The 23776-nt window shown below is 43.1% G+C and carries 20 protein-coding genes, 1 pseudogene and 1 CRISPR repeat array; of the genes and pseudogenes, 12 read left to right on the forward strand and 9 right to left on the reverse strand.

Annotation, left to right across the window (positions count from 1 at the left end):
- Positions 1 to 125 precede the first annotated feature (125 nt).
- From ACEYW6_RS21880 to ACEYW6_RS21910, 7 genes are all read left to right on the forward strand, one after another.
- Positions 126 to 2981, forward strand: a complete 2856-nt coding sequence (locus ACEYW6_RS21880) for a CHAT domain-containing protein (RefSeq protein ID WP_412981407.1) — start codon at positions 126 to 128, stop codon at positions 2979 to 2981.
- 128 nt (positions 2982 to 3109) lie between these two features.
- Entirely contained in the window at positions 3110 to 3289 is a 180-nt protein-coding gene (locus tag ACEYW6_RS21885; protein WP_190892099.1) for a chlorophyll a/b-binding protein, read from the forward strand.
- Between the two features lie 174 nt (positions 3290 to 3463).
- Positions 3464 to 3787, forward strand: coding sequence for a hypothetical protein (locus tag ACEYW6_RS21890; protein ID WP_069073361.1), 324 nt, complete (start codon positions 3464 to 3466; stop codon positions 3785 to 3787).
- A 357-nt stretch (positions 3788 to 4144) separates the two neighbouring features.
- Positions 4145 to 5120: a CRISPR direct-repeat array (repeat unit 37 nt; unit sequence ATTGCAATTACCTAAAATCCCTATTAGGGATTGAAAC).
- 158 nt (positions 5121 to 5278) lie between these two features.
- Positions 5279 to 5929 (forward strand): GTP cyclohydrolase I FolE, encoded by a 651-nt coding sequence (folE, locus tag ACEYW6_RS21895; RefSeq protein ID WP_412981408.1) that lies wholly within the window; start codon positions 5279 to 5281, stop codon positions 5927 to 5929.
- A gap of 259 nt (positions 5930 to 6188) precedes the next feature.
- Positions 6189 to 6680, forward strand: a complete 492-nt coding sequence (locus tag ACEYW6_RS21900; RefSeq protein ID WP_412981409.1) for a DUF4174 domain-containing protein — start codon at positions 6189 to 6191, stop codon at positions 6678 to 6680.
- Between the two features lie 96 nt (positions 6681 to 6776).
- Positions 6777 to 7448, forward strand: a complete 672-nt coding sequence (locus tag ACEYW6_RS21905) for a glutathione S-transferase family protein (protein ID WP_412981410.1) — start codon at positions 6777 to 6779, stop codon at positions 7446 to 7448.
- A 149-nt stretch (positions 7449 to 7597) separates the two neighbouring features.
- Positions 7598 to 7954, forward strand: a complete 357-nt coding sequence (locus tag ACEYW6_RS21910; protein WP_190892109.1) for a hypothetical protein — start codon at positions 7598 to 7600, stop codon at positions 7952 to 7954.
- Positions 7955 to 8051: 97 nt separating this feature from the next.
- On the opposite strand, the pseudogene ACEYW6_RS21915 reads toward ACEYW6_RS21910, so the two are convergent.
- The 3 genes and pseudogenes from ACEYW6_RS21915 to ACEYW6_RS21925 all read right to left on the reverse strand — a co-directional run bounded on the left by ACEYW6_RS21915 (position 8052) and on the right by ACEYW6_RS21925 (position 11662).
- Positions 8052 to 8398: pseudogene (locus tag ACEYW6_RS21915) on the reverse strand (cupin domain-containing protein).
- A complete protein-coding gene (locus tag ACEYW6_RS21920) occupies positions 8395 to 11310 on the reverse strand; it encodes a glycerol-3-phosphate acyltransferase (protein ID WP_412981411.1) in 2916 nt (971 codons plus the stop codon). Before ACEYW6_RS21920 ends, ACEYW6_RS21915 begins: the two are co-directional and overlap by 4 nt.
- Before the next feature lie 175 nt (positions 11311 to 11485).
- Positions 11486 to 11662 (reverse strand): hypothetical protein, encoded by a 177-nt coding sequence (locus ACEYW6_RS21925; protein WP_181374256.1) that lies wholly within the window; start codon positions 11660 to 11662, stop codon positions 11486 to 11488.
- Between the two features lie 240 nt (positions 11663 to 11902).
- Between ACEYW6_RS21925 and gatA the strand changes: the two genes are divergently transcribed.
- Complete coding sequence (gatA, locus tag ACEYW6_RS21930) at positions 11903 to 13363, forward strand: Asp-tRNA(Asn)/Glu-tRNA(Gln) amidotransferase subunit GatA (protein ID WP_190892115.1); 1461 nt, start codon at positions 11903 to 11905, stop codon at positions 13361 to 13363.
- 102 nt (positions 13364 to 13465) lie between these two features.
- Here gatA and ACEYW6_RS21935 read toward each other — a convergent pair whose 3' ends face one another.
- Together ACEYW6_RS21935 and ACEYW6_RS21940 are read right to left on the reverse strand one after the other, a co-directional pair.
- Positions 13466 to 13927 (reverse strand): helix-turn-helix domain-containing protein, encoded by a 462-nt coding sequence (locus tag ACEYW6_RS21935; RefSeq protein WP_412981412.1) that lies wholly within the window; start codon positions 13925 to 13927, stop codon positions 13466 to 13468.
- 361 nt (positions 13928 to 14288) lie between these two features.
- A complete protein-coding gene (locus ACEYW6_RS21940; protein WP_412981413.1) occupies positions 14289 to 15023 on the reverse strand; it encodes an SDR family oxidoreductase in 735 nt (244 codons plus the stop codon).
- A gap of 165 nt (positions 15024 to 15188) precedes the next feature.
- Between ACEYW6_RS21940 and ACEYW6_RS21945 the strand changes: the two genes are divergently transcribed.
- From ACEYW6_RS21945 to ACEYW6_RS21955, 3 genes are all read left to right on the forward strand, one after another.
- A complete protein-coding gene (locus ACEYW6_RS21945) occupies positions 15189 to 15923 on the forward strand; it encodes an AraC family transcriptional regulator (protein ID WP_412981414.1) in 735 nt (244 codons plus the stop codon).
- A gap of 5 nt (positions 15924 to 15928) precedes the next feature.
- Entirely contained in the window at positions 15929 to 16120 is a 192-nt protein-coding gene (locus ACEYW6_RS21950; RefSeq protein ID WP_412981415.1) for a helix-turn-helix domain-containing protein, read from the forward strand.
- 131 nt (positions 16121 to 16251) lie between these two features.
- Positions 16252 to 16878, forward strand: a complete 627-nt coding sequence (locus ACEYW6_RS21955; protein ID WP_412981416.1) for a PadR family transcriptional regulator — start codon at positions 16252 to 16254, stop codon at positions 16876 to 16878.
- 52 nt (positions 16879 to 16930) lie between these two features.
- On the opposite strand, the gene ACEYW6_RS21960 is transcribed toward ACEYW6_RS21955, so the two are convergent.
- Positions 16931 to 17617, reverse strand: a complete 687-nt coding sequence (locus ACEYW6_RS21960; protein ID WP_412981417.1) for an HAD family hydrolase — start codon at positions 17615 to 17617, stop codon at positions 16931 to 16933.
- A 203-nt stretch (positions 17618 to 17820) separates the two neighbouring features.
- Here ACEYW6_RS21960 and ACEYW6_RS21965 point away from each other — a divergent pair, with 203 nt between their 5' ends.
- Complete coding sequence (locus tag ACEYW6_RS21965) at positions 17821 to 18594, forward strand: glucosamine-6-phosphate deaminase (RefSeq protein ID WP_412981418.1); 774 nt, start codon at positions 17821 to 17823, stop codon at positions 18592 to 18594.
- A gap of 1125 nt (positions 18595 to 19719) precedes the next feature.
- Here ACEYW6_RS21965 and cobJ read toward each other — a convergent pair.
- The 3 genes from cobJ to ACEYW6_RS21980 all read right to left on the reverse strand — a co-directional run bounded on the left by cobJ (position 19720) and on the right by ACEYW6_RS21980 (position 23685).
- A complete protein-coding gene (gene cobJ / locus ACEYW6_RS21970) occupies positions 19720 to 21450 on the reverse strand; it encodes a precorrin-3B C(17)-methyltransferase (RefSeq protein WP_412981459.1) in 1731 nt (576 codons plus the stop codon).
- Between the two features lie 218 nt (positions 21451 to 21668).
- Complete coding sequence (locus ACEYW6_RS21975; RefSeq protein WP_412981419.1) at positions 21669 to 21968, reverse strand: transposase; 300 nt, start codon at positions 21966 to 21968, stop codon at positions 21669 to 21671.
- 133 nt (positions 21969 to 22101) lie between these two features.
- The gene (locus ACEYW6_RS21980) at positions 22102 to 23685 is read right to left on the reverse strand and encodes an iron uptake porin (RefSeq protein WP_412981420.1); all 1584 of its coding nucleotides are present in this window, start codon (positions 23683 to 23685) and stop codon (positions 22102 to 22104) included.
- Between the last annotated feature and the right edge of the window lie 91 nt (positions 23686 to 23776).

Consider the following 23776-nt stretch of genomic DNA (forward strand, 5'->3'; position numbering starts at 1 on the left):
CACTAATTACTGCGATCGCCAGACTGAATTAACTCAAGTTATACATATACAATGAGCTAACCTACGGTTTTTTACTTAGTTTTGGGAATTCTAAATCTAATAACCTACAGAAACCGCAGATATATATGACTAAATTTAAGATATGTGACTCAAGACAATGGCAATTTCTGCTTTTTGTAACAGGTCGCACTATTGTTATTTTTACCAGCATTTTGCTATTTTCAGAATCAAATGTGGCAAATGCTGGGCAGTATCCGATAAACATTGCACAGATAATGCAGACAGATTCGCCAGATGCAACTCTTGCTGCTGCTGAACTTGCATATCAGCAGGGGAAGGAGCTATATGAGCAAGGAACAGCAGAATCTTTGCTACAGGCGATCGCAAAATTTGAGATAGCACTCCCATTTTATCGGAAGGCAGGCGATCGCTCATCAGAAGCTTTCACCGTCGCTCATCTTGGCAAAATCTACTCAGATTTAGGGCAACAGCAAAAAGCGCTTTCTTATTTGAATCAAGCCCTATCAATCAGGCAACAGTTGGGAGATCAAAAAGGGGAAACTATTACCCTGAACAACATTGGCAACGTCTACTTAAATTCAGGAGAACTGCAAAAAGGACTCTCTTATTTTCACCAAGCCCTGTTACTCAAGCAACAGATGGGAGACAAAGCAGGGGAAGCTCTTACCCTGAACAACATTGGCATAGTCTATTTAGAGTCAACTCAATACCAAAAAGCCCTGGATTATTTCAACCAAGCCCTACCTTTAAGGCGACAGGTAAAAGACAAAGCAGGGGAAGCTCGTACCCTCAACAACATTGGTAAAGTCTACTTAGATTTAGGAGAACGACAAAAGGCACTGAATTATTACAACCAAGTTCTGCTTCCAATTCAACAAGTGGGAGACAAGGTAGGAGAAGCTATTGCCCTAAACAACATTGGTACAGTCTACTTAGATTTAAGAGAACGGCAAAAGGGGCTGGATTATTTCAACCAAGCTTTACCTATATCTCGACAAGTGGGAGACAAGTCAGGGGAAGCTCGTAGTCTAAACAACATCGGTACAGTCTACTTAAATTTAGGAGAACGGCAAAAGGGGCTGGATTATTTCAACCAAGCCCTGCCTTTATTCCAACTTGTGGAAAATAAAGTAGGGTTAGCAACTACCCTGAACAACATCGGTACAGTCTACTTAGATTTAGGAGAACAGCAAAAGGCGCTGGATTATTTTAATCAATCCCTGGTTCTGCATCGACAGGTGGGAAATAGGGCAAGGGAAGCTCAGACTCTTTATAATGTCGCCTCCGTACAACGCAATCAAGGAAATCTTAACGCAGCCCTGACTGAGATTAAAACAGTTATCAACATTGTTGAAGATTTACGTACCAAAATTAATTCTCAGGAACTCCGCACCTCTTATTTTGCCACAGTGCAGAATTATTATGAATTTTACATCGACCTGCTGATGCAGTTACACAAACAGCAACCATCTCAAGGATATGATGCTCTGGCACTGCAAACCAGCGAACGCGCCCGCGCCCGGAGTCTTTTGGAACTGCTGACAGAAGCTAAGACCGATATTCGCCAAGGCGTAGAGCCAAAATTACTATCTCAAGAACGCAACTTGCAACAAAAACTTGATACTTTAGAAAAACGCCGGATACAGCTACTAGGTGGCAACCATACCTCAGCACAGGTGCAAGTTTTAGAAAAAGAAAATGAGGCGCTTTTAGAACAATATCAGCAAATCCAGGCGCAGATCCGCGCCACCAGCCCACGTTATGCAGCACTCACTCAACCCCAGCCTCTCTCACTCACGCAGATTCAGCAGCAGGTGCTTGATGACAACACTCTGCTTTTAGAATATTCTCTGGGGGAAAAGCGCAGTTATCTTTGGGCAGTTACCAATAAGAGTATTACCAGTTACGAACTACCCAAGCGTGCAGACATTGAAGCTACCGTCCAAAAATTCCGTCAAGAAATCACAACCCCATATCTCAGAAATAGCCCATCTATAGATGTTCTCTCTCAACAACTACTTACACCAGTCGCCCAGCAACTAGAAAAGAAACGCTTAGTGGTTGTCAGTGATGGTGCTTTGCAGTATGTCCCATTTTCCGCCCTGACTAGACCAAATTCAAAAGGAAGTAGCAGCTATGAACCATTACTGCTCAACCATGAAATCATTACTTTACCCTCAGCCTCTACAGTAGCTATCCTTCGACGTGAACACAAAGAACGTAAATCTGCTGCCAAAACATTAGTTGTCTTGGCAGATCCGATTTTCAGCAGTGATGATGAGCGTCTCCAAGGTAAAGTACAAGTGTTTCGCCCACCTGTAGCAGAAAATAATTTAGACAGCCTCGCTTTAAGCAGAATTGCCACAGACTCAGATATTAGCTTTGAACGTCTGCGTTTTACACGTCAAGAAGCCGAGCAAATTCTTGCTCTTGTACCAGCTAACGAAGGCAAGCAAGCTTTTGACTTTACTGCTAGTCGTACCACTGCAACTAGCAACGAGTTGAGTCAATATCGCATTATCCATTTCGCTACTCATGGCATTCTCAACAGCAAGCATCCAGAATTATCAGGAGTAGTGTTATCGCTATTTGACGACAAGGGAATGCCACAAAATGGCTTTTTACGTTTGCACGATGTTTTCAACCTCAACCTGCAAGCAGAACTGGTAGTACTCAGCGCCTGTAAAACCGGATTAGGAGAGGAAGTTAAGGGAGAAGGATTAGTAGGGTTAACCAGGGGGTTTATGTATGCAGGCAGTCCGCGAGTCGTGGTGAGTTTGTGGAGTGTAGATGATCAGGCAACATCCGAACTCATGAAGGTATTTTACAAAAAGATGCTGCAAGAAGGACTAAAGCCAGCAGCAGCATTGCGGATAGCCCAAATAGAAATATGGCGCACTCAAAAATATGCCGCGCCCTATTATTGGGCAGCTTTCACTCTACAAGGTGAATGGAAATAAAGGAATGCTGAGTGAATTTTTCTTCAGCTTTTCTTTATTCACTCAATGTTGAATTTTTTTAAACATCTGTTACATTACTTTACAGACGGTTACAACTGCTACAACACTTTAACTTTGGAGTTTTACTCATGTCAGGTTTTAAGAATCCTGCGCCTATTGTTTCAGAAGATCCTAATGCTGTACGTTTTGGCTTCACTCCTCAGAGTGAAAATTGGAACGGTCGTCTTGCAATGATTGGTTTTCTATCTGCGATTTTGATTGAAGCTTTTTCTGGTCAAGGCTTACTCCATTTCTGGGGCATCCTCTAAATTAATGAGGTAGGGGCGCACACCCGTGCCCCCTAATAATTGTCATTCCACACAAGTTATTCGTTTCTAAACCTATGGCAGTTGTTGGAATTGGTGCAAAATATCAGATTTTTCCGGTTGAGCCAAAATATAAGTGAATAATTACTTTACATTGAATATGTATAGCTAAAACTCATGGAAATACCCCAACGCGTATCAGTCCGCTACAAAGACGCGTCCTTCAACACTAATGAAATCCGCTTGAGAACTTTTCGGCTTGGGTTACAAATATGGGAAGAACAAACCAAACCTAGAAAAACAGAGCTTTATCAGTTTATATCGTCTTGCTTGAAACAAGTTGACCGCCAAGATCGTTTTATGTTTTCTCTGTTATTCATAGAATTAACAGACCTCATACGCAATTCTTCGCTGGAAAGGGGAACGAAAGAAGTTCTGATTAAAACAGCTTTTAGGGAGTTTGCTTGTGCAATAACAGACTTTGAAGACGTTGCTAAATAAAGTTGGTTATGGCGGTGCTGATATTGCTTAAGTGTAACCCAACCCAGGCATCGCCCTGAAGTCAGCTAACCTAATCGAGTAGGATATCCATAAGTAAGCAGCTTTCCAATCAGATTAGTTTTTTGCTGAATGCGCGGATTGGTAGGTGTTGGGGAAGGGGTGACTACAAAAATGGCTGAATTACCTTATATACAAGAACTTGAGAGCGTTAGCATTTCTAAACCATCCGCGCACCTTATGGGGACTCGTTTTCAGCCATTTGCCTCTAGCCAACTCACAACTCCTCATGTTATGATTTCTGCATTCGCGCAACCGAACCTTGAAAACCAAATAAAGCAAGACTTTCAGAAGCCAGCTATTGCAATTACCTAAAATCCCTATTAGGGATTGAAAAGATTCTACCAGAATTTATTGAGGTTCCTCGGAACCTTGTAGAATTGCAATTACCTAAAATCCCTATTAGGGATTGAAAAGATTCTACCCGCAGGATTCAAGATAAAAATAATTGAATTGCAATTACCTAAAATCCCTATTAGGGATTGAAAATTAAAACTTTACAGAAACCCTTATTGCGATGTACCAAATTGCAATTACCTAAAATCCCTATTAGGGATTGAAAATCAAATATCCCCGCATCAATTCTCAATCCTACAATATTGCAATTACCTAAAATCCCTATTAGGGATTGAAACCCAAAAACAGACCCAGAACCACCACCAGAGAGAAAACATTGCAATTACCTAAAATCCCTATTAGGGATTGAAACTTTGTAGGGAATCAGCCTCTACACTTATTATTTGATTGCAATTACCTAAAATCCCTATTAGGGATTGAAACTTGCCTCCCGTGCCAACCTGATTAATTCACCTTGATTGCAATTACCTAAAATCCCTATTAGGGATTGAAACCTGGATATCCAGACTTTTCGCTAACTGGCATAAATTGCAATTACCTAAAATCCCTATTAGGGATTGAAACCACCATCAACAGGAGTAGGACAAGAAACGAAAATTGCAATTACCTAAAATCCCTATTAGGGATTGAAACAGCCCCAATTGCTCCTTTAATAAGATTTTCGATAGAGATTGCAATTACCTAAAATCCCTATTAGGGATTGAAACAGAAAAATTGACCTGTAATCCTTGCTAGAACTGATTGCAATTACCTAAAATCCCTATTAGGGATTGAAACTTTTGGGCGGTTATTCGTAATATTTCCCAGTCGTATTGCAATTACCTAAAATCCCTATTAGGGATTGAAACTACGCCCAAAGCAATTTTTGGTCAGTTGAATTTAATTGCAATTACCTAAAATCCCTATTAGGGATTGAAACCCGGTGTAATGTCTGGCACATCCTTCTTGGGCTGACAAAATGTTTGGTATGATTAAGAAGTGTAAAGTTATGTTACACTCAGTTACGAGTTAGGAGTCGAGCGCAACCGACATCTGACAACAGGCCAATTTATCAAACATTCCCATAGAACTCAGAAAATGACTCTATCGATTCGTCCCGATCTAACTTCTGCCGATCAGGTACTGTCATCTTTAGCGACTGGGCAACAGCAAACTGTAACAGAAGCTCAAATGATGCAGGCTGTGCGTACTTTGCTGATTGGATTAGGAGAAGATCCAGACCGCGAAGGACTAAAAGATACTCCGAAAAGGGTGATGAAAGCCTTACAGTTTCTCACAAAAGGGTATCATGAATCATTGGATGAACTGCTAAACGGAGCAGTATTTACAGAAAATGCCAATGAAATGGTATTAGTACGGGACATCGATATTTTCAGTTCCTGCGAACATCATATTCTGCCAATTATTGGTCGTGCTCATGTTGCTTACATTCCTAATGGCAAAGTAATAGGATTATCTAAGATTGCCCGTATTTGCGAAATGTATGCACGACGTTTACAAGTTCAAGAACGTCTGACTGTACAAATTGCTGATGCCTTACAAGGATTACTCAAACCGCAAGGGGTTGCAGTGGTAATAGAAGCAACCCATATGTGTATGGTGATGCGTGGTGTGCAGAAACCCGGTTCTTGGACTGTTACTAGTGCAATGCGCGGTGTTTTTGCAGAAGATGTGCGGACTCGTGAGGAATTTATGAATTTGATCCGACACAATTCTAAATTTCATTAAATAGCTTTGGTTCACATAAATGTAGAGATTTGACTATGACCAGTTTTTAAACTGGCGTTTGCCCCTCAAAATCCAAACAGTTTTGAGGGGCAAACTTTGGGGTTTTCAGGCTAGATTTTGATAAACCGTCAGCCTGCTATAGTTTGAGTAATTCTCACCTACCTACTTACCTAATACGAAGATAAACCATCAACAGATAGAGGAAAAGCGGAGAAAATAATGATAGCTTGAGAGCAAATAAAACAGATAAAAAGCCATTGTGAATAATTCAGCATTAATTGCCCTTTCCCTATTAGCGTGTATAGTCCTGTCGCCAGTTAGAAAAGCTGATATTGTCCAAGGTTCAACCAATCATGCTATCAAAATGTCTTCATTTAACCTCAGTTCCAAAAAATGGAAAAATCGCGTGCTACTAGTCTTTGCACCGTCTGTTGATAACCATACCTATCAGCAGCAAATGCAACTATTACAAGAGCATAACAGTGGTTTTGCAGATCGGGATTTAGTTCTCGTTCAGGTTTTGGCAACAGATGAAAGTTATGCCAACAAACAGCCAATAGATGCGTCTTCTGCTGCCAAGTTGCGCGAGTACTTTGGGGTTGACAAAGAAAATTTCCGTGTGGTTTTGGTGGGCAAAGATAGTGGTGTTAAGCGCAGTGATACTACACCAGTAAAGGCTACAGCAATTTTTGAGGAAATTGACGCTATGCCCATGCGTCAGCAAGAAATTCAAGAGCGAGGCAGAAAGTAATTAGAATTGCTGTAGTTAAGACTCTCTAATGTTTTCTTTAGTTGAATGACTAGCTTTGAAAAAGATTTGTCAAGTTTTTTATAGCGGAATAATCTGATGATCACTGTCCATCACTTGAACAACTCCCGTTCCCAGCGTGTGCTTTGGCTGCTGGAGGAACTCGGCATAGAGTACGAAGTCAAGCGCTACGATCGCAACCCGAAAACCATGTTAGCACCAGCATCGCTGCGCGAGGTACATCCACTCGGTAAGTCGCCAGTGATTACCGACGGTGCCCTGACCCTGGCCGAATCCGGTGCCATCATTGAGTATCTGGTCGAACGCTACGGTAACGGGCGGCTGATTCCTCCTCCGGGGACGCCGGAGCGACTGCGCTACACCTATTGGCTACATTACGCGGAAGGCTCGGCTATGCCTCCACTGCTGCTGAAACTCATCTTCGACCAAATCGAAAAGGGGCCAATACCGTTTTTCGTGCGGCCAATCGCTCGGGCCATCGTCAGCCGGGTCAAGAACTCATTTATTAAACCTCAGATCACGCAGCATTTAGATTACCAAGAGGCGGAACTGGAGAAAAGCACATGGTTCACTGGCAATGAATTCACCGCAGCTGATATCCAGATGAGCTTCCCCCTGGAGGCAGCCGCCGCGCAAGCAGGACTGGATGCGAAGCGTCCGAAGCTCATGGCTTTCCTAGATCGCATTCACACGCGTCCGGCCTACCAGCGTGCGCTGGAGCGTGGTGGTGCTTACGAACTGAGCTTCTGAGTTCAGTGACCTGTAGTTAGAGCATTGACCAACAAGCAAGAGAGAAACCACCGGATGGTACAACTCATGATATTCCTGTTAGGCTTTACTTGCACTGTAAGATTTAATCGGATAACCTGAGCGATCGAGATTGTTTTCTAAGAAAATCAATGAACAAATTCATACTGAGTTTGCTTTCTTCTCCTGTGCTGATTAGCTCTATTCTCTCTATGGGAGTAATGCTCAATCAAGCACAAGCTATGGAGCCAGAACTAAAAACCAACACCACAGACCGTCTATCTTGTATACGCAATAAACATAAAGTGGGTTTAGTTTGTGCAAGGGCTTCGGTATTAGCTCAAATTCCTAACTATCAGCGTGAAATAGAGTTTTCTCAGGAAAATTCTCCTATGCTGGAGTTCAATGTCGAGGAAAGCGATGTGGCAGTCACCTTATTTAATTGCGATTGTCCTGCTTGTATAAATTCTTTACGTCAGATGCGCGGCGTGACACCTTTGGTATATTAGCATTTTACAAATTTTTCTTTGTTTATAAGCAACATCCGCAAACTTTTGTGAGGGCATAACAATGTTGTGCCCTCACTGTATCTTGTATTCAAAATAATTACGCTGATTTTTCGACTCGCAAACCAAAGTAGGTCAAAACAAGCTCAACTGAGCCACTATTGACAACTTCATGTACTTCTCCCGGTTCTATCGCCACGCAGTTTCCCGGAAGTAGGGGGTATTCTTTACCATCAATGTGAATTAATCCCGAACCAGCTTCCACAAAGAATACTTCGCACATATCTTGATGTGCGTGTGCTGGTGCAGTTTGTCCGGGAGCAAAACGTGCTTGAGAAAAGTTAGTCAGGTGAGGTAAATCGCCGAAGCGTAGCATCACCTTTTTTTGATTTCGGCATTGTGAGAAACAGATTCTTCTGGCAGGTCTTTGAGGGAAGTAGTAATCATTCAGGTCTCAAATCATTTGATAATTCCACAATACCCCTAGACCCATCAATCCTTACCCGTTGACCATCTTGCAAAAGCCATGTAGCGCCTCGAACATCCATCACAGCGGGAATACCATATTCACGAGCCACGATCGCACCGTGAGAAAGCCTGCCTCCAGCTTCGGCAATTAATCCTCCAGCCCTTAATAACAAAGGTGCCCAGCCGGAATCTGTGTAAGGCACTACCAGAATTGTATCTCGATCAATCTCTGGGATGTCTTGTAAATTTCGCAACACCTTCACCCTGCCTTCAGCTTGTCCGTGACTGGCTCCAATCCCTTGTAAGATTTGATCAGAGTAGAGTGCAGAGGGAGCTAAGGGGTGAGGAGGTGTATTGCCGTAGACTAAAAGGGGTATTTGAATGATCTCACTATCTTGGACGAATTGCGATCGCCTCAATTCCACTAACTTATCCAACTCCTCAATTAACCTAGAATCGTCACCCACAACTAAATGCCGCACTTCATCAAACTCTAGAAAAAAGATATCTCCTGTTTTCTTGAGTAAACCGGACTTTAACCAAATCTTCTCTAAAGCTACAAAACTCCAACGCAATTCAGCCAAAAGCCTTGAATAAACTTCGGTAACTCGTCCTTTGATATCCACACGCCGTTGCACAAAAGAGCGTTTGCGCTTGCCAGCAAAGATGCTATTAATCGCGTCTTTAGCGCCTGATTGTGGTTCGTTACCCTGCATTAACTGCACAAACATCTGCTTAATCATCTGGGGATTTTCCCGCCAAGTGGGAACGGAAATATCAGTTCCGACTTCGCTTAAATAGCCGTAATCCTGAAGCAATTCGTCAAATTCTTGCAGGATCTTCTCTCCCTCTGGGGTTTGCTTTAATTGCTCAAATACTTGCTGCGGCTCAAACTCAAGCAATACTTCCTTGGCATCTGTGGCTAAAGCACTCAGCGATCGCAATGCCGCCACTTCTGGAGTAACGCTATTATCAATTTGCCCATCTTTCACCCGAAAAATCGCCTGCCGCAGGGCAGCGCTTAAGGGAGCTAAAATGCTGTAATACGTTCCTCGATGCAGCAACTCTAAAATCAAGTCAATTCTTGCCAACAGCTTGGCTGGTTCCAAATTATCTATATCTGACTGCGCCAACTCCGACAAACCAGGAATGAACCGTTTGTGATAATCTTCCTTGAAGTCTTTTTCTAAACTTAATTCCCGCTTCAGCAACTTCCCTAGTCCTGGCAAATTCTCCCAGGTTGATTGCAAGGATGGCTTACTTAATTTAGCTCCTCTAGTTAAAAATTCCAGACTTTCCGGCGGTAATCCCATGCGGATAAAGATGTTCCCTAAGAGGGATGCATTAAAGTAGGCTCTAGAATAATGCAGAGTTGCTGTTTCGGCAAAATCTAACCCCAAGGCGCGATCGCCTAAAACTAGAGTAAAAAATTCTCCCCAAACTCCACAAGTTAAAGGACGATTAATCGACCATGTTAAGGGGTGAATTACTCCGGGGATCACTTCGGCGGCAATTTTGCGTGTCCAGATTGGTAATAGAGTGGTAATTGGTCGAGATTGTAACACCCACAGCGTTTGACCGTCATAACTCCATTCGATATCTTGGGGAGTGCCATGATAACGTTTTTCGAGTCGGTAGGCTAAGTATGCAACTTGCTTAATTAATGCTTGTGGGACTCGTCCTTGACCCTCTAATTGCACAGAGGAAGAATTTTCTCCTTCAATGACAAAAGCGCGATATTGTTCTGGTGTAACTTTTCCCGAAACGACTTGCGTCGGGCTACCTGGAAGGGCTTCAATGATGATCGCATCACCTTGCTGGGTAATGGGATCGCGGCTGAAAGCTACGCCAGAATATACACTTTGGACTTGTTGTTGAATCAACACAGCCATTGCTGAGTCATTCAAGCCGCGATCGCGCCGATATTGCACAGCAGATGGATGATTGTAGGAAGCTTGAACTTGAGCGATCGCTTCTTTTAATGCCTCTGGGCTGGTAACATTTAAAATTGTTTCATACTGCCCAGCAGCCGAAGCCTGTTCTGAGTCTTCTCCAATGGCAGAAGAACGTACCACCAAGGGAGATAATTTTGATGGCTGGAGAAATTCTGTCAACAGGTTAGGATCATCAATCGGGATCATTACCCACCCTTTCGGGACTGGATAGCCCCAGCGCTTAATTTGAGATAACGTGGCCGCCTTTTCTCCGACAATGGCAGCATCCAACTCTTCATCTAAAGAAACCATCGTGCTTTGGCGTAGCCCGTCGTAGACATCGCCGCGTAAAAATTCTAACATCGCTTGCGATTCTGTTTGTGCCTCTTGGGCTGGTAGATTCATATCATCAGGAATTTTAGTATAAATCCAGCCCATTAAACCAGCTAAGGCGACAGCAGCAAGCATTCTGGGGTAATCGCTAATATGCAGAACTATCACAAACAGAGGAAAGAGAAGCAAAACCCCAAATTTGACTAGCTGTCTCGATTGCAGAATTGTAAAGCTAATACCTGCAAAGAAGGATACAAATATTGCCACAAGTGGATCATGTACGACAAATCCCCAGACGACATTTGTCGTACCTGCCCCTCTGCCTATCCAGTATCTACCAATTACCAGAGCGATGAGAGCGATCAATTCCCAGAACGATCCCTCTGGGAAGAAAACGCGGGTGAGTAAGACTGCTGCAACTCCTTTCAAAGCTTCTGACAAGACTGCCAGAATTCCTACAAACTTACCGCCGTGATAAAAGGCAGCCGATACACTAATATTTCCTGTACCAACTTGTGATAACTGCTTCCGCTTGAGGGCGTAAGTTATCCATGCAATCAGGGGTAATCCGCCCAAAAGGGGGCAGATAATTAAAATAACTAAGACACCCCAAGGTTCAAACATTCTGGATTTTGGATTTTAGATTTAAATTTTCCATCTAAAACCTCAAATCTAAAATCTAAAGTTTTTCTGAAATTTTTGATGGTTATTAGGGCGTTTTTATTTACTAGTTACTGAATGGACACTTGGCTACGACGGAAACCGTTTTTGCCAGTGCCCTTCTAGGTTACTAATGGTTTTAGTTTAGCGCATAGGCAGCTTGCAGCGCCCAGATTATGAGAGCAGCGATCGATCCCAGAAGCAACACGGTAGAGATAGTGACTACTTTTGGGGAATCTGCACCCTCAAATTTCATAATTCCGCGATTTAAGTCGGACATAGCTTTGTAATCCTCTTTTGTTGGAGCATGAAACATTTGTCCGTTTTGATTGTAGTCCTTCTATTTGCTGATGATGTTAAATTCCTCATATTATTTTGTTTTAGCTTGGCGATTTTTCCATCACCACAATTGCTTACTTCCTTGGAAGTATTAGTCTTATTTATACAATTATCGGGAGCAGAGAGCAGGGGAGAAATAACCAATGCCCGATACCCAATACCCAATATCGGCCAATATGTACTAGAATCAATGACTTGAGTCACAAAGAGAGCAATCATGGCATCCATCCGCGAGTTGCACCAACAGCTGGTTAAGAAAGAACGTTCTGCCGTTGAAATTACCCAAGAAGCTTTAGAGCGCATTCAAGCGTTAGAGCCGAAATTGCACAGCTTTTTATGTGTGACCGCAGAACGGGCATTAGAGCAGGCGGGTGCTGTGGATGCCAAAATTGCTGCCGGAGAAGAAATTGGGCTGCTAGCAGGCATTCCTGTGGGGATCAAGGACAATTTATGTACTAAGGGGATTCCTACCACCTGCGCCTCTCGGATTTTGGAAAATTTCGTGCCGCCTTATGAATCAACAGCGACGCAAAAACTTGCAGATGCTGGTGCGGTAATGGTAGGCAAAACCAACTTGGATGAGTTTGCGATGGGTAGTTCCACAGAAAACTCTGCCTACCAAGTCACGGCTAATCCTTGGGATTTGTCACGAGTTCCAGGTGGTTCTTCGGGGGGTTCTGCAGCGGCGGTGGCGGCTCAAGAATGTGTAGTTGCTCTCGGTTCTGATACTGGCGGTTCGATTCGGCAACCTGCATCTTTTTGCGGTGTGGTGGGAATGAAACCAACTTATGGTTTGGTTTCTCGTTATGGTTTGGTGGCTTACGCTTCGTCTTTGGATCAAATTGGGCCATTTGGAAACACAGTAGAAGATGCTGCAATATTATTAAGTGCGATCGCAGGTCACGATCCCAAAGATTCTACCAGCCTCAAAGTTGCCATTCCCAACTACGCCGCCAGCTTAAAACCAGACTTCAAACCCAGAGGTCAGCTAAGAATTGGCATCATTAAAGAAACTTTTGGTGAAGGTCTCGACTCTGTTGTGGAACAAGCTGTTACCAAAGCAGTAGACCAACTACAAAGTTTGGGAGCAGAAATTCATATAATTTCCTGTCCCCGCTTTCGCTATGGCTTACCCACCTACTACATCATCGCCCCATCAGAAGCATCAGCAAACCTAGCTCGTTACGATGGCGTTAAATATGGTTACCGTGCCCCTGATGCGGATAATCTGCTATCGATGTACACTCGCACCCGTGCCACTGGTTTTGGTACAGAAGTCAAACGCCGGATTATGATCGGCACTTATGCCCTTTCGGCTGGCTATTATGATGCCTACTACCTGAAAGCGCAAAAAGTCCGCACCCTGATTAAGCAAGACTTTGAAAAGGCTTTTGGCGCGGTTGATGTGTTAGTTTGTCCCACATCTCCCACGACAGCATTCAAAGCAGGGGAAAAAACTACTGATCCCTTGAGTATGTATTTAACTGACTTGATGACTATTCCTGTGAATCTTGCTGGTTTACCTAGTTTAAGTTTGCCATGTGGTTTTGATGATCAGGGGCTACCGATAGGATTACAGCTAATTGGCAATGTGCTGCGAGAAGACCAACTGTTTCAGGTAGCTTACGCTTATGAGCAATCTACTACTTGGCATCTGCGTAAACCACAAATATCTTGAAAATGGTCATTGGGAAGAGACAAGGAAGAAACTTATTCAATAATTCTCTTTTGTCACCCTGTTCCCTGCTCCCCTGCTTCTTCCCCACTCCCTGATTACTATTCACTGATTAGTTACCATTGACTGTTGACCATTGACTGCTGGAGTCAGGGATTCAGATGCAATTTGCGGTGGATTAAGTGTATAGAAAAGGCCAGCAGATGCAGCTACTAATAATAGAATGTAGGTGACGACAAGAGGTATGTATGTATTGGATTTGTTGTCTGAACTCTTATGGGCATTATTGGAGTCTTGACGGACTACATTGCTGCTTATAAGAGCATGTGATAAAGCACTCCCATCCAGTCCTAAAGCATCTCCATAGCGACGGATCAATCCTTGAACAAAAATAGGCTCAGGCAATTCTTCAAATCGTTCTTCTTCTAAAGCTTGCAAAACACCTGCTCGAATCAGTGTTTCAGCAGCTATTTCTTCTATGCGTATGGATTTTTCTTGTCTTACTTGTCGCAAGTGTGTGGTTATTTCCTTTAGCTGCTCTACTTGAGCTTGGTTTAAGAGCGTCACAGTCTTCTCCTGTATGGGCTAATTCTACTATTCATATAGTGAGAAGACTTCAAATTGCATACGTATTTTTACTGAATAATTGATTTTAGAGTAAAATTTTTTGAGAATGCTTGAAATCTAGATACAAAAATGCTAGAGCTACTCATCCTAAGTAATTTCTTTGTTAATATAGACACTTTGGTATTCAATAAAAAGTTAGGGCATGGAAGTTAATAAACTGCAATTTTTAATACAAGTATTTTCCTAACTGCTACTCTGGGTTGGGATAATTGCAGCATTATTTAATTCTTCCCCATGCCCAATGCCTACTTCCCCTTCAATATGCCATCTGTCTATTCCTTTTTATGATGTTCTCTCAGCGTTAGAATGCGCTTGCTGTCGGGCGGACAATCACTTCATTGATATCGACATCATCCGGCTGGGACACGGCATACAAGACGGCTCTAGCGATCGCATCAGGAGTGAGTGCAGTTTTGCGGAGTTCTTTCAAGAAGCCTTTTGCTGAGTCGTCTGTGATATCAGAGCCGAGTTCAGTCTCAACTACGCCAGGGGATATTATTGTAACGCGAATATTTCTCGATTCTTGACGCAATCCATCGGATATGGCCCAAACAGCATATTTTGTCGCGGAATAGACCGCGCTGGTAGGCCCGACCATGTGCGCGGCAATGGACGCGGTATTGATAAACTGTCCACCGCCTTGCGCTTCCATGATTGGTAAACCAGCAGCAATACCATTCAATACGCCGTGGATATTCACATTAATCATGTTGTCCCATTCCTCGACTTTCAGGGCATTCATCGGCGATAGGAGCATCACGCCTGCATTGTTAAAGATGACATCGACGCGACCAAACTTATCTTTGGCGAAGTGAATGAACGCTTTCATATCCTCACGATTCGCAACATCCACCGCTTTGAATTCTGCTGTATTACCCTGATTACGGATTTCCTCAATAATCTTTTCTAGCTTTTGGGTGCGCCGTGCCCCTAGAACAACCTTTGCACCGTTTTTGGCGAGTAACTTAGCGGTGGCTTCACCGATGCCGCTACTGGCTCCAGTGATAGCAATGACTTTATTTTCTACGTTTAACATGGTTATTTTTCCCTCTGTTGAGGTTAATTTGAATTTTGGATGTGTTCATCGTATGAGTAAGTGCAAAGGTTTGGAATACACAGACCTCGCGCTTTATTGCCTAATTCTCCAAATCGATGTTCTACAATGCCTACAAGAGGATGATTAAATTAATCGAAGAACATTGTGACGATCAAAATCATCAACCAAGTCATAAACCAAAGTGCGATCGCTCATCAATGTCAAGAATTGGCAGCACTAGTCACTCGTCACACCGATGGCAAAGGGGACGGTTTTCATAAAACAGCTATTGAGCAGCTGGAATTTCAGCGAGAATCTTCTGCTTCCACCGCACTACAGGGTGTCTGCGAACCTATCCTCGCCATCCTTGTTCAGGGCAAAAAGGAAGCGTTGCTGGGTGAGGAAACCTATCGTTATGGCGCGGCTCAATATCTTGTAGTCTCGGTTGATTTGCCATTGAGCGCGTTTATCGTTGAGGCAACCCCAGAGCAACCCTATTTAGGATTCAAGCTGAATCTAGATCCATGTCAACTCTGCGATATTATTACTGCTCAAACCAGTGTGATTGAGGGTAAGAAGAACTCTGTCAGAGGCTTATTTGTCAGCACCATCGATGCACCGTTGCTCGATTGCGCTATGAGACTGACACGGCTTTTGGATACGCCACAGGATATCCCGATCCTTGCGCCGATGATTATCCGCGAAATCTATTATCGCCTTTTAGTGGGTGAACAGGGCGAAGCTGTCCGCCAGATTGCGACATCTGGCAGCAATATGCAGCGCATCGCCCAGGTGATAAAGCTTATCAAGGCTGATTTTACAAAGCCGATGCGGGTTGAGGAGCTAGCTGGGCAGGCAAGTTGTCTCCTTCATCTTTCCATCACCATTTCAAGAAAGTGACATCGATGAGTCCGCTTCAATATCAAAAGCAATTAAGACTGTTGGAAGCACGTCGCCTGATGCTTGCTGAAAACTCCGATGCGGCCAATGCTGCCTATCAGGTGGGTTATGAAAGTCCCTCACAGTTCAGCCGCGAATATTCCCGTATGTTCGGTGCGCCGCCGATAAGGGATATTGAACGTTTACGCACAGCCTAAGCGTAGACCTATATCAGCTTTGCGTTGGCACAATTGCTTACTTCAAAAATCTTCATCAAAATTCTATTCCGATATATCGCGATATATTCCGATATATCGTATATTAGAGAAAGTTGATTTGAAATTGATTTATGTTTAGACACTTTCGATCGCGCTTTGGGACACCTGCATGGGCAGGAGTTAGCGAAGATGATTCATTGTTTGTCAAGTCTTGGTTTGGGCATGGCAAGCATCATGGTAGAGATCATGGCAAACACTTAGGTAATGAAATGTTTGGTCGTGGTTGGGGAGATGAATATCGAACTCGTCGGGGTGATATCAAGTTCATCCTGCTGGAATTGTTATCTGAGCATCCTAGTCATGGTTACGACCTGATCAAAGATGCGGAAACTCGCTACGGTGGTTTCCGTCGCCTCAGTCCTGGCTCAGTGTATCCAACACTCCAATTGCTGGAGGAAGGTGGTTATCTTAAGAGCGCCCAGGAAGGTGGCAAGCGGATTTACACGATCACCGATGAAGGTAGACAACTTTTGGCAGAACGTGCCCAACAAGAAACTTCAGATACTCCTTGGGATACCGTCAAAAGTTTCGTGACAGGTAAGCCCCAAGAGTTTATTGAGTTGCGAAATGCTGCAACAGAATTAGCTGCTGTTGTGGTGCAGGTGGCTCGTAGTGGCAATGTGGAGCGAATAAATCGGGTGCGTGAGCTATTAGAGCAAGTTAAACGGGAAATTTACGCAATTTTGGCTCAAAAATAAGTAGAGAGGCAAAAACTTGCATCTCTACTCTCAATATTCTCAGATTTTGCGCTTATAAGTTAGAAGCGATCGCACTTAAATCTTGTTCAATAAGTGAGTTGAGCAATGTCCACAACTGCAAATCAGTAAAATCTGGAATTGCCATAAATGCGCCGATTTCCTGTAAAACTTGGGGATCGTGGGTTGACGCTATACCAATAGTGCGGATATCTGCGCCCACCGCCGCCCGAATTCCAGAGGGAGAGTCTTCTAAAGCGATCGCTTCCTCTGCTGTAATCCCCAACTTATTCAGGGCGACTTGGTAGGGTGCAGGGTCAGGTTTACCTGCAATACAATCATCCGCTACAACAACTGTATGGAAAGCTTCTTTGATTCCCAAAACGTCTAGCATAAATTCTGCATTTAATCTAGGGGCATTAGTAACTAATGCACGTTTTAAATTATGTGTATCTGTCCATTCTAATAGTTCAGAAAATCCACTCAACGGTTTTAGATGAGGGGCGAGTTTGCGGAAAAGTGCCTCTTTTTTGTCTGCAAATTTTTGTCCTTCTACTGTTGATAATTGTGGCAGAATATCCTTAACAATTTCTGGATTTAGCCGCCCACTAATTCGGGATTTATAAAATGTTTCGTCAATTTTTATGCTGTAATTTAACAGCATTTCCTGCCAAGCTCGGTAGTGTATGGGGTCAGTATTAACAATAGTGCCGTCTAGGTCAAAGAGAATTGCAGTTAGCATGATTGTTTGGTAAAATGTAAATAATTGTTAACTTAATTTAAATAGTTTACATCGTTTTTTATTCTTAGTGATTATTCCTTGGTTAATACAGGGCAAAAAGTCGCGCTAAATCCTAAAATCTATACTGGATAAGCCATGTAAAGGCAGACAGGTAGAGCTTCTCAACAAAGTGCCGTATAATTGATAACCTTCTGTGTAAGCAAATGCTAGCCGCTACAAACTTTTTTCGCGTTGATGATTTACTAGTGCAGATTTACAACTCTGAAGTCGAAATGGCCCAGGATGTTGCCAAAATCGCACAAAAGCATTTACAGCAAGTTCTCAAACAACAAGATACAGCCGCTGTATTGTTAGCAACAGGTAACTCACAACTTAAATTTCTCGATGCTTTGATTGCATTGGGTGGTGTAGATTGGTCAAGGATTATTCTGTTCCATCTAGATGAATATTTGGGAATTACGGCTGACCATTCTGCGAGTTTCCGGCGCTATATGCGAGAACGTGTAGAGAAACGGGTTGCTCCTAAGCAATTTCACTATATAGAAGGTGATACATTGCAACCAGTAACAGAGTGCGATCGCTACACTAAACTACTGCAAGCACAACCAATTGACTTATGCTGTCTTGGTGTTGGCGAAAATGGACATTTGGCTTTTAATGATCCAGCAGTAGTAAATTTTCAAGATCCTTACAGTGTAAAACTAGTAAAACTGGATACAGTGAACCGTCAGCAACAAGTAAGCACAGGTCACTTTCCGGATCTAGAAACTGTCCCACAGTATGCTTTTACTGTCACCATCCCGACGATTTGTTCAGCCAAAAAAATTCTCTGTCTTGCTCCAGAAAAACGTAAAGCGAATGTGGTAAAAGAGATGTTGCAAGGAGCTATAAGTACAAACTGTCCGGCTTCTATTCTCCGTCAACAACCTCAAGCGACGTTATTGTTGGATGTCAATTCTGCTAGTTTGCTGTCGTGAAGAGGGATTAAGGACTCCAATTCAAGCTGATTACGCGAACGGCGAGTTACAGCAGTTTGCAACTAAATGAGGTACAAAACCAAGAACTCGAAACAGAAATTATTATTCTTTCTCCTTCCTCAAAATCTGTGATTTTGTACTTCATGCAAACAAAAACTGCTGTATACAATTATATGCTTTAGGTGTTGCCTGATGTGATGCCTTAATAGCATAAGATCCTTGCGCCTACCCTAATTTTTGAGCAAATTTATACCATCAATTTTCTAATGTTAAATACTTGGACAAAATTGTTGTAATTATGTTTATTATTTATAGTTTTAAGAAATTAGAAAACTACTAAATTTTTAAATGATTGGTAATTTTGAAATTTTCTATAATTCTTTGTAGCGTGCATCTTGTCTATTTACCCATAATCTAGTAAGACTTCGGTCTGTAGCTATATAATTTAGTTCTATCTAGTTAGGCTAATTAGTTAAATAATTGTAGATATTTAAAAGCATGGCTTAGAGATTGTCTCGTCAAGAGTCTCCGACTGGGAGGGCTGCCGCCTCTTGAGTTGCAATGATGAGCATTTCGCTCCTCTAGCTGGGAACAAGGCTTTAAAGGAGTTTTAGTTTAAGTTGCCACCAATGGGTACTGCCGTATTCCTACACCTCACGATATGTTGTACCGCATCTGAATGGAAACCGCTATCAATATAAAAAAGTCCGCTTTCGCGGACTTAACTAAGGGCTTCTGTCACTTTTTTCGGCTACAATCATGTATGAATCATGATGTTTTTATTGTTGTTGATTCGCCAAAAAAAATCAAGTCACTTGAACTATTTTAATAGACATAATTACTTGAATTATATCTTGTTTAAGATACTTCAATAATAGCTATTAAATTGTGTCAAAATATTTCTTATTATTCCCCGCAACAGAGATTAAGACTACCACAAATTTACTAACTTATGTAATTATATTTGGACATAACACAGATATATATGTCTTTTAAAAAGTAAGGATTTACAAGATTTTTGCATTAAAAAGGTAAAGGTGGTCAGGTATAACAGCCCCAGGAATGAATTCCCAATCCTGGGGTTTTATTATGCGATCGCTTAGAAAAGTGGATTTAAAAAAGTGCTTATGCCTGCTTTTCTGTATAGCGACGCGGCGTATAAACCCAGATATTACCATCGCGGCGCTTGATGGTTCGGGTTTTTGTGGAACCAACGAGAATAATTGTCCGCATATCAGCGGTTGCTGGTGCTAACTGGTCAAGTGTGATCACTTTCACCGCCTGTCCTGGTCTGCCGAGATTTCGCGCCAACACTACTGGGGTATCCGGTGTTCTATGTCGCAGCAAAATATTTCTCGCTTCTGCCAGTTGCCAGGTACGCTCTTTGGAAACAGGATTGTAGAAAGCAATTACAAAATCAGCCTCGGCAGCAGCCGCAATTCGTTGTTCGATCGCAGACCAAGGTTTCAAAATGTCAGAGAGGGAGATAGCACAGAAGTCATGTCCAAGAGGCGCACCAATGGCTGCTGCTGCTGCCTGCATGGCTGAGATCCCTGGTGCTACATGAATATCGATATTGTCCCATTCGGGCTTGGCATAGCGATCGCATACTTCAAATACTGCTGTTGCCATTGCATAGATACCTGGGTCACCAGATGAAACTACAGCTACATATCGCCCAGATGCGGCCAAATCAAGGGCCATTTTCGCCCGTGCTTCTTCTTCGCGGTTGTCGGACTCATGCCGTTGCTTGCCATCAGCCAGAGAACCGACTAAATCCAAATAAGTTTTGTAACCCACTAGGTCAGTTGCCGACTTGAGTATCTCCTTGACTTCTGGAGACATCCATTGCGATCCACCGGGGCCCGTGCCAATAATCGCTAATCGTCCGCGTGGTTGACCGATGGTGTTGGGGTCAATTGGTTGAGGGGCAATAGCGATCGCTATGTGGGGAGATGAGGAAGATAAGGGGGATGTGCCTGTGGCCGCGATCACAACTGCTTGGGCGGGGCTATAACCTTGTGTTAACAGACTTTCTAGCTGATTTGGGGTAAAAAAGCGGGCAGGCACTCCCAAGGCGCTAGAGACTGCGTGGATTGCGGGATCAGCTGCGGCGGTGATAGGTGCAAATATCCCGGCGACTGATGCTCTTTCTAGTTTGGCATCAGCTAGTAGCTGCTGTACTAAAGCTACTGCATCATCAATGATGTCACTAATTGCGATCGCTACAGTTTTTGGGTGATACACAAGACAGTTGGCTGTAGGAGTTACCAAACGTTCCGTAACTTGGATGGTCAAATCTCCATTGGGATTTATGGGTAATTTACTATCGCTCAACCAAGGCGCTATGCCTTCTAGTCTGACTTCTGCCCCAGCTAGCACATCTGAAATAAATTTCTTAGCATCGTCTGGGTTTGCTAAACGGTATCCGGGGGGAGGAGACAAGAGCGTTGTACCCAAACGTAAATCACCTGTAGTTGTAATTGCAGGTTTAACATCAAGCGCTTCGGCAATGCGGCGGGCCAAATCGTTTACCCCACCAAGTCCGCCCAAGAGGGGGACAACAGCACTACCATCTTCAGCCACAGCCAACACTGGTGGTTCCTGCTGTTTATCCGAGAGTAGGGGAGCTAGCGTCCTAATTAAAATACCAGCGGCACAAATGCCAATTAGCGGCGTTCCTTGGGCAAATAGCTCGCGCAGCGTCTCGCCAAAGTTAGTAAAGCTGACATCAACTCCAGATGTGCGACCCGCTAGACCGTATAGTGTCGCCCCTGGTAGGATAGTAATGATTTTGCGTGCTACTGTGACGCTATTTTGACCTAGTACTACAATCGCGGGTGCAACGTTCATCATCATAAGTAGATATCTTGCAAAATCTGATATCCTTCAAATGAAACCACAGATTTAGACATACAGTGACTTCCCGTTTACAAGCTTGGGAATTTCAGAGTGCAATGTCTACGACGGGCAACTCTTCGAGAGGCTACGCCCTAAGCGTAGCTATGCCGCAGGCTTTACGCCTACGCGCTAATTACTTTAGCTGGTTATAAATCAACGTGAGTTCGACGGAATTAAAAAATGGCAGGAGGTAGAGCAGGCAAATCTTTTGGGTAAATGTTAATCGAAGGTTTTTTAGGCAAATAGGTATAAGCAGCTAAACCAGCTATCAAGTTAACCAAAAAGTTAAATGGACTACGATGGCGGGAGTGTTCTATTTGACATATATTTTTCAGATGGTCATTGACCGATTCAATTACAGCACGTTTGCGTAATAAAATCTTGTCAATCAGTTTTACCAAAGTTTTTTTGTGACTTTTTTCCCGATTCTCAATCAATCGTAGCGATGCCTGCGGCGGGCGTAGCCATCGCACTTTGTCTGCTCAGTTAAGTAAATTCTTATCTAGCAAGCTTTTTGGGCTTTTCTATCCGTCGAACTCACGTTAACGTTATAGGTAATTTGATCTTTAAAAAAGAAAAACGGCTCTTACCTTACCTGTACAGACCCTAAAACTGAAACGTCGTCCGAATGGTACCAACAAAAATGGTGTCATTATTGTTGTTGTGATCGGGGTTGATAATGACGACCGCACCAGGAGTAATTGAGACATTATCGTTCACTTGCAATCGATATAAGGCTTCAAAATGCAATGAGGTGTTGCGATCTATTACCCCAAACTCATTGCTGATTACTTTGGGGGGTTGTCCAAAGACAAAGCCCAATAGATTGCCTTTTTTGCCCAAATCTGGGAATCCAAAATTAACAGCATAGTAAAAAATCTCAGCGCTGGGATCATTGGGGATATCTTGTGCCGATGCTTGGAGATATCCTACCCAGCCCCCTAATCTGAAGGCAGGGTTGACGAGCCAGGAAGCTGCAAGACTATAGCTATTCCCAACAATGTTTTTACTGGCTCCATTGAAGGGGTCATTGGTAATGGTACTACTTGTACTGATATCGATCGCATTCAAAGAACGAGCATAGGTTAAGCCAAAACTTAAGGATTTCGTAGGTTTTAATGTCAGTTGTGCTAGGGCAGAGTAGGAACCATCAAATAATCCAGATCCCGCAGTCGGGTTGTTGGCTTCACTAGCAAGATAAACCAGTGCCAAATTGATGGCTGAGTTGAAGTTATAACTGATACCAATGCCTGTCCCACCTGTTTCTTCACGATAGATAGGGCTGCGAATCCCAAATGCAGAAATAGAACCTCTGCCATCACTTCCCAATAGAGGGTTAATGGTATCGACCACATCAAATAACGTACCTTGAGCGATCGCACTCACCTTAACAGCAGACCCGATGGAAAATTGATAATAGAGTTGATTGAGAATTAACTGATTACCTGTATCACTATCAAAACTGAGGCGAGCCATATTTGTGCCTGTGGCTTCCCTAAAGTTGGGAATATTGCCAGCCTGAAATCGAATTCTCAGTAAATCTTGCCCCGTAAAACTGGTGTTAAATATCAACCGCACGCGATCGCTAAAAATGATATTATCACCGACCTTACCCCTGGAGCCAGGTGTTTCTCCTGCTGGTACAGCTTTATCATCGCCAAATGCACCACTCACCGCAAAAACTACTTCTCCAGTAAATTTTGTTGTCGTCGAGAATTGCTGAGACTCGAATTGATCTGTGCGTGTTGCTAAGGAATCTACCCGTCCACGCAATATTGAGAGTTCTGCTGCAAATTCCTTTTGAAGTCTTTGCAAAGTTTGTAAATCTTCTCTCTTAATCACATCTGCTGTCGTACTTTCTAGTAGCTGATTGAGCCGAGCCAGACAAGCATTCAACCCGACAGCAAATTCATAGCGAGTGATTGAGCGTAGACGCAAAGCGGCTTGTCGTAAGACATTGCCTTGAAATTTTTGATCGGGATAACCAACAATGCAGTCGTAGCGATCAACGAAGGCTTGTAATGCTTGAAATGCCCAATCTGTAGGCTGCACATCAGTAAGCTGATTCACAGATGTGACTTGCTCAGGCAACGTATCTTTGGCAGTAGCAGACCTAGAAAGGCATTGCTGAGTAAGGCATACTCCAAAGATCAGAGATGACGAGAGAATTAATTGAGAAAAAAGTTTCATTGAGAACAACCACCTTAGAGACACCAGATTGTTCGGCAATTTTTTACCAAGAAGTAGTTGTCACCGCTATGTTTCAAGTAAAGTTGATAAC

The organism is Nostoc sp. UIC 10607 (assembly GCF_047228265.1).
GTDB classification, from domain to species: Bacteria; Cyanobacteriota; Cyanobacteriia; order Cyanobacteriales; family Nostocaceae; genus Nostoc; species Nostoc foliaceum_A.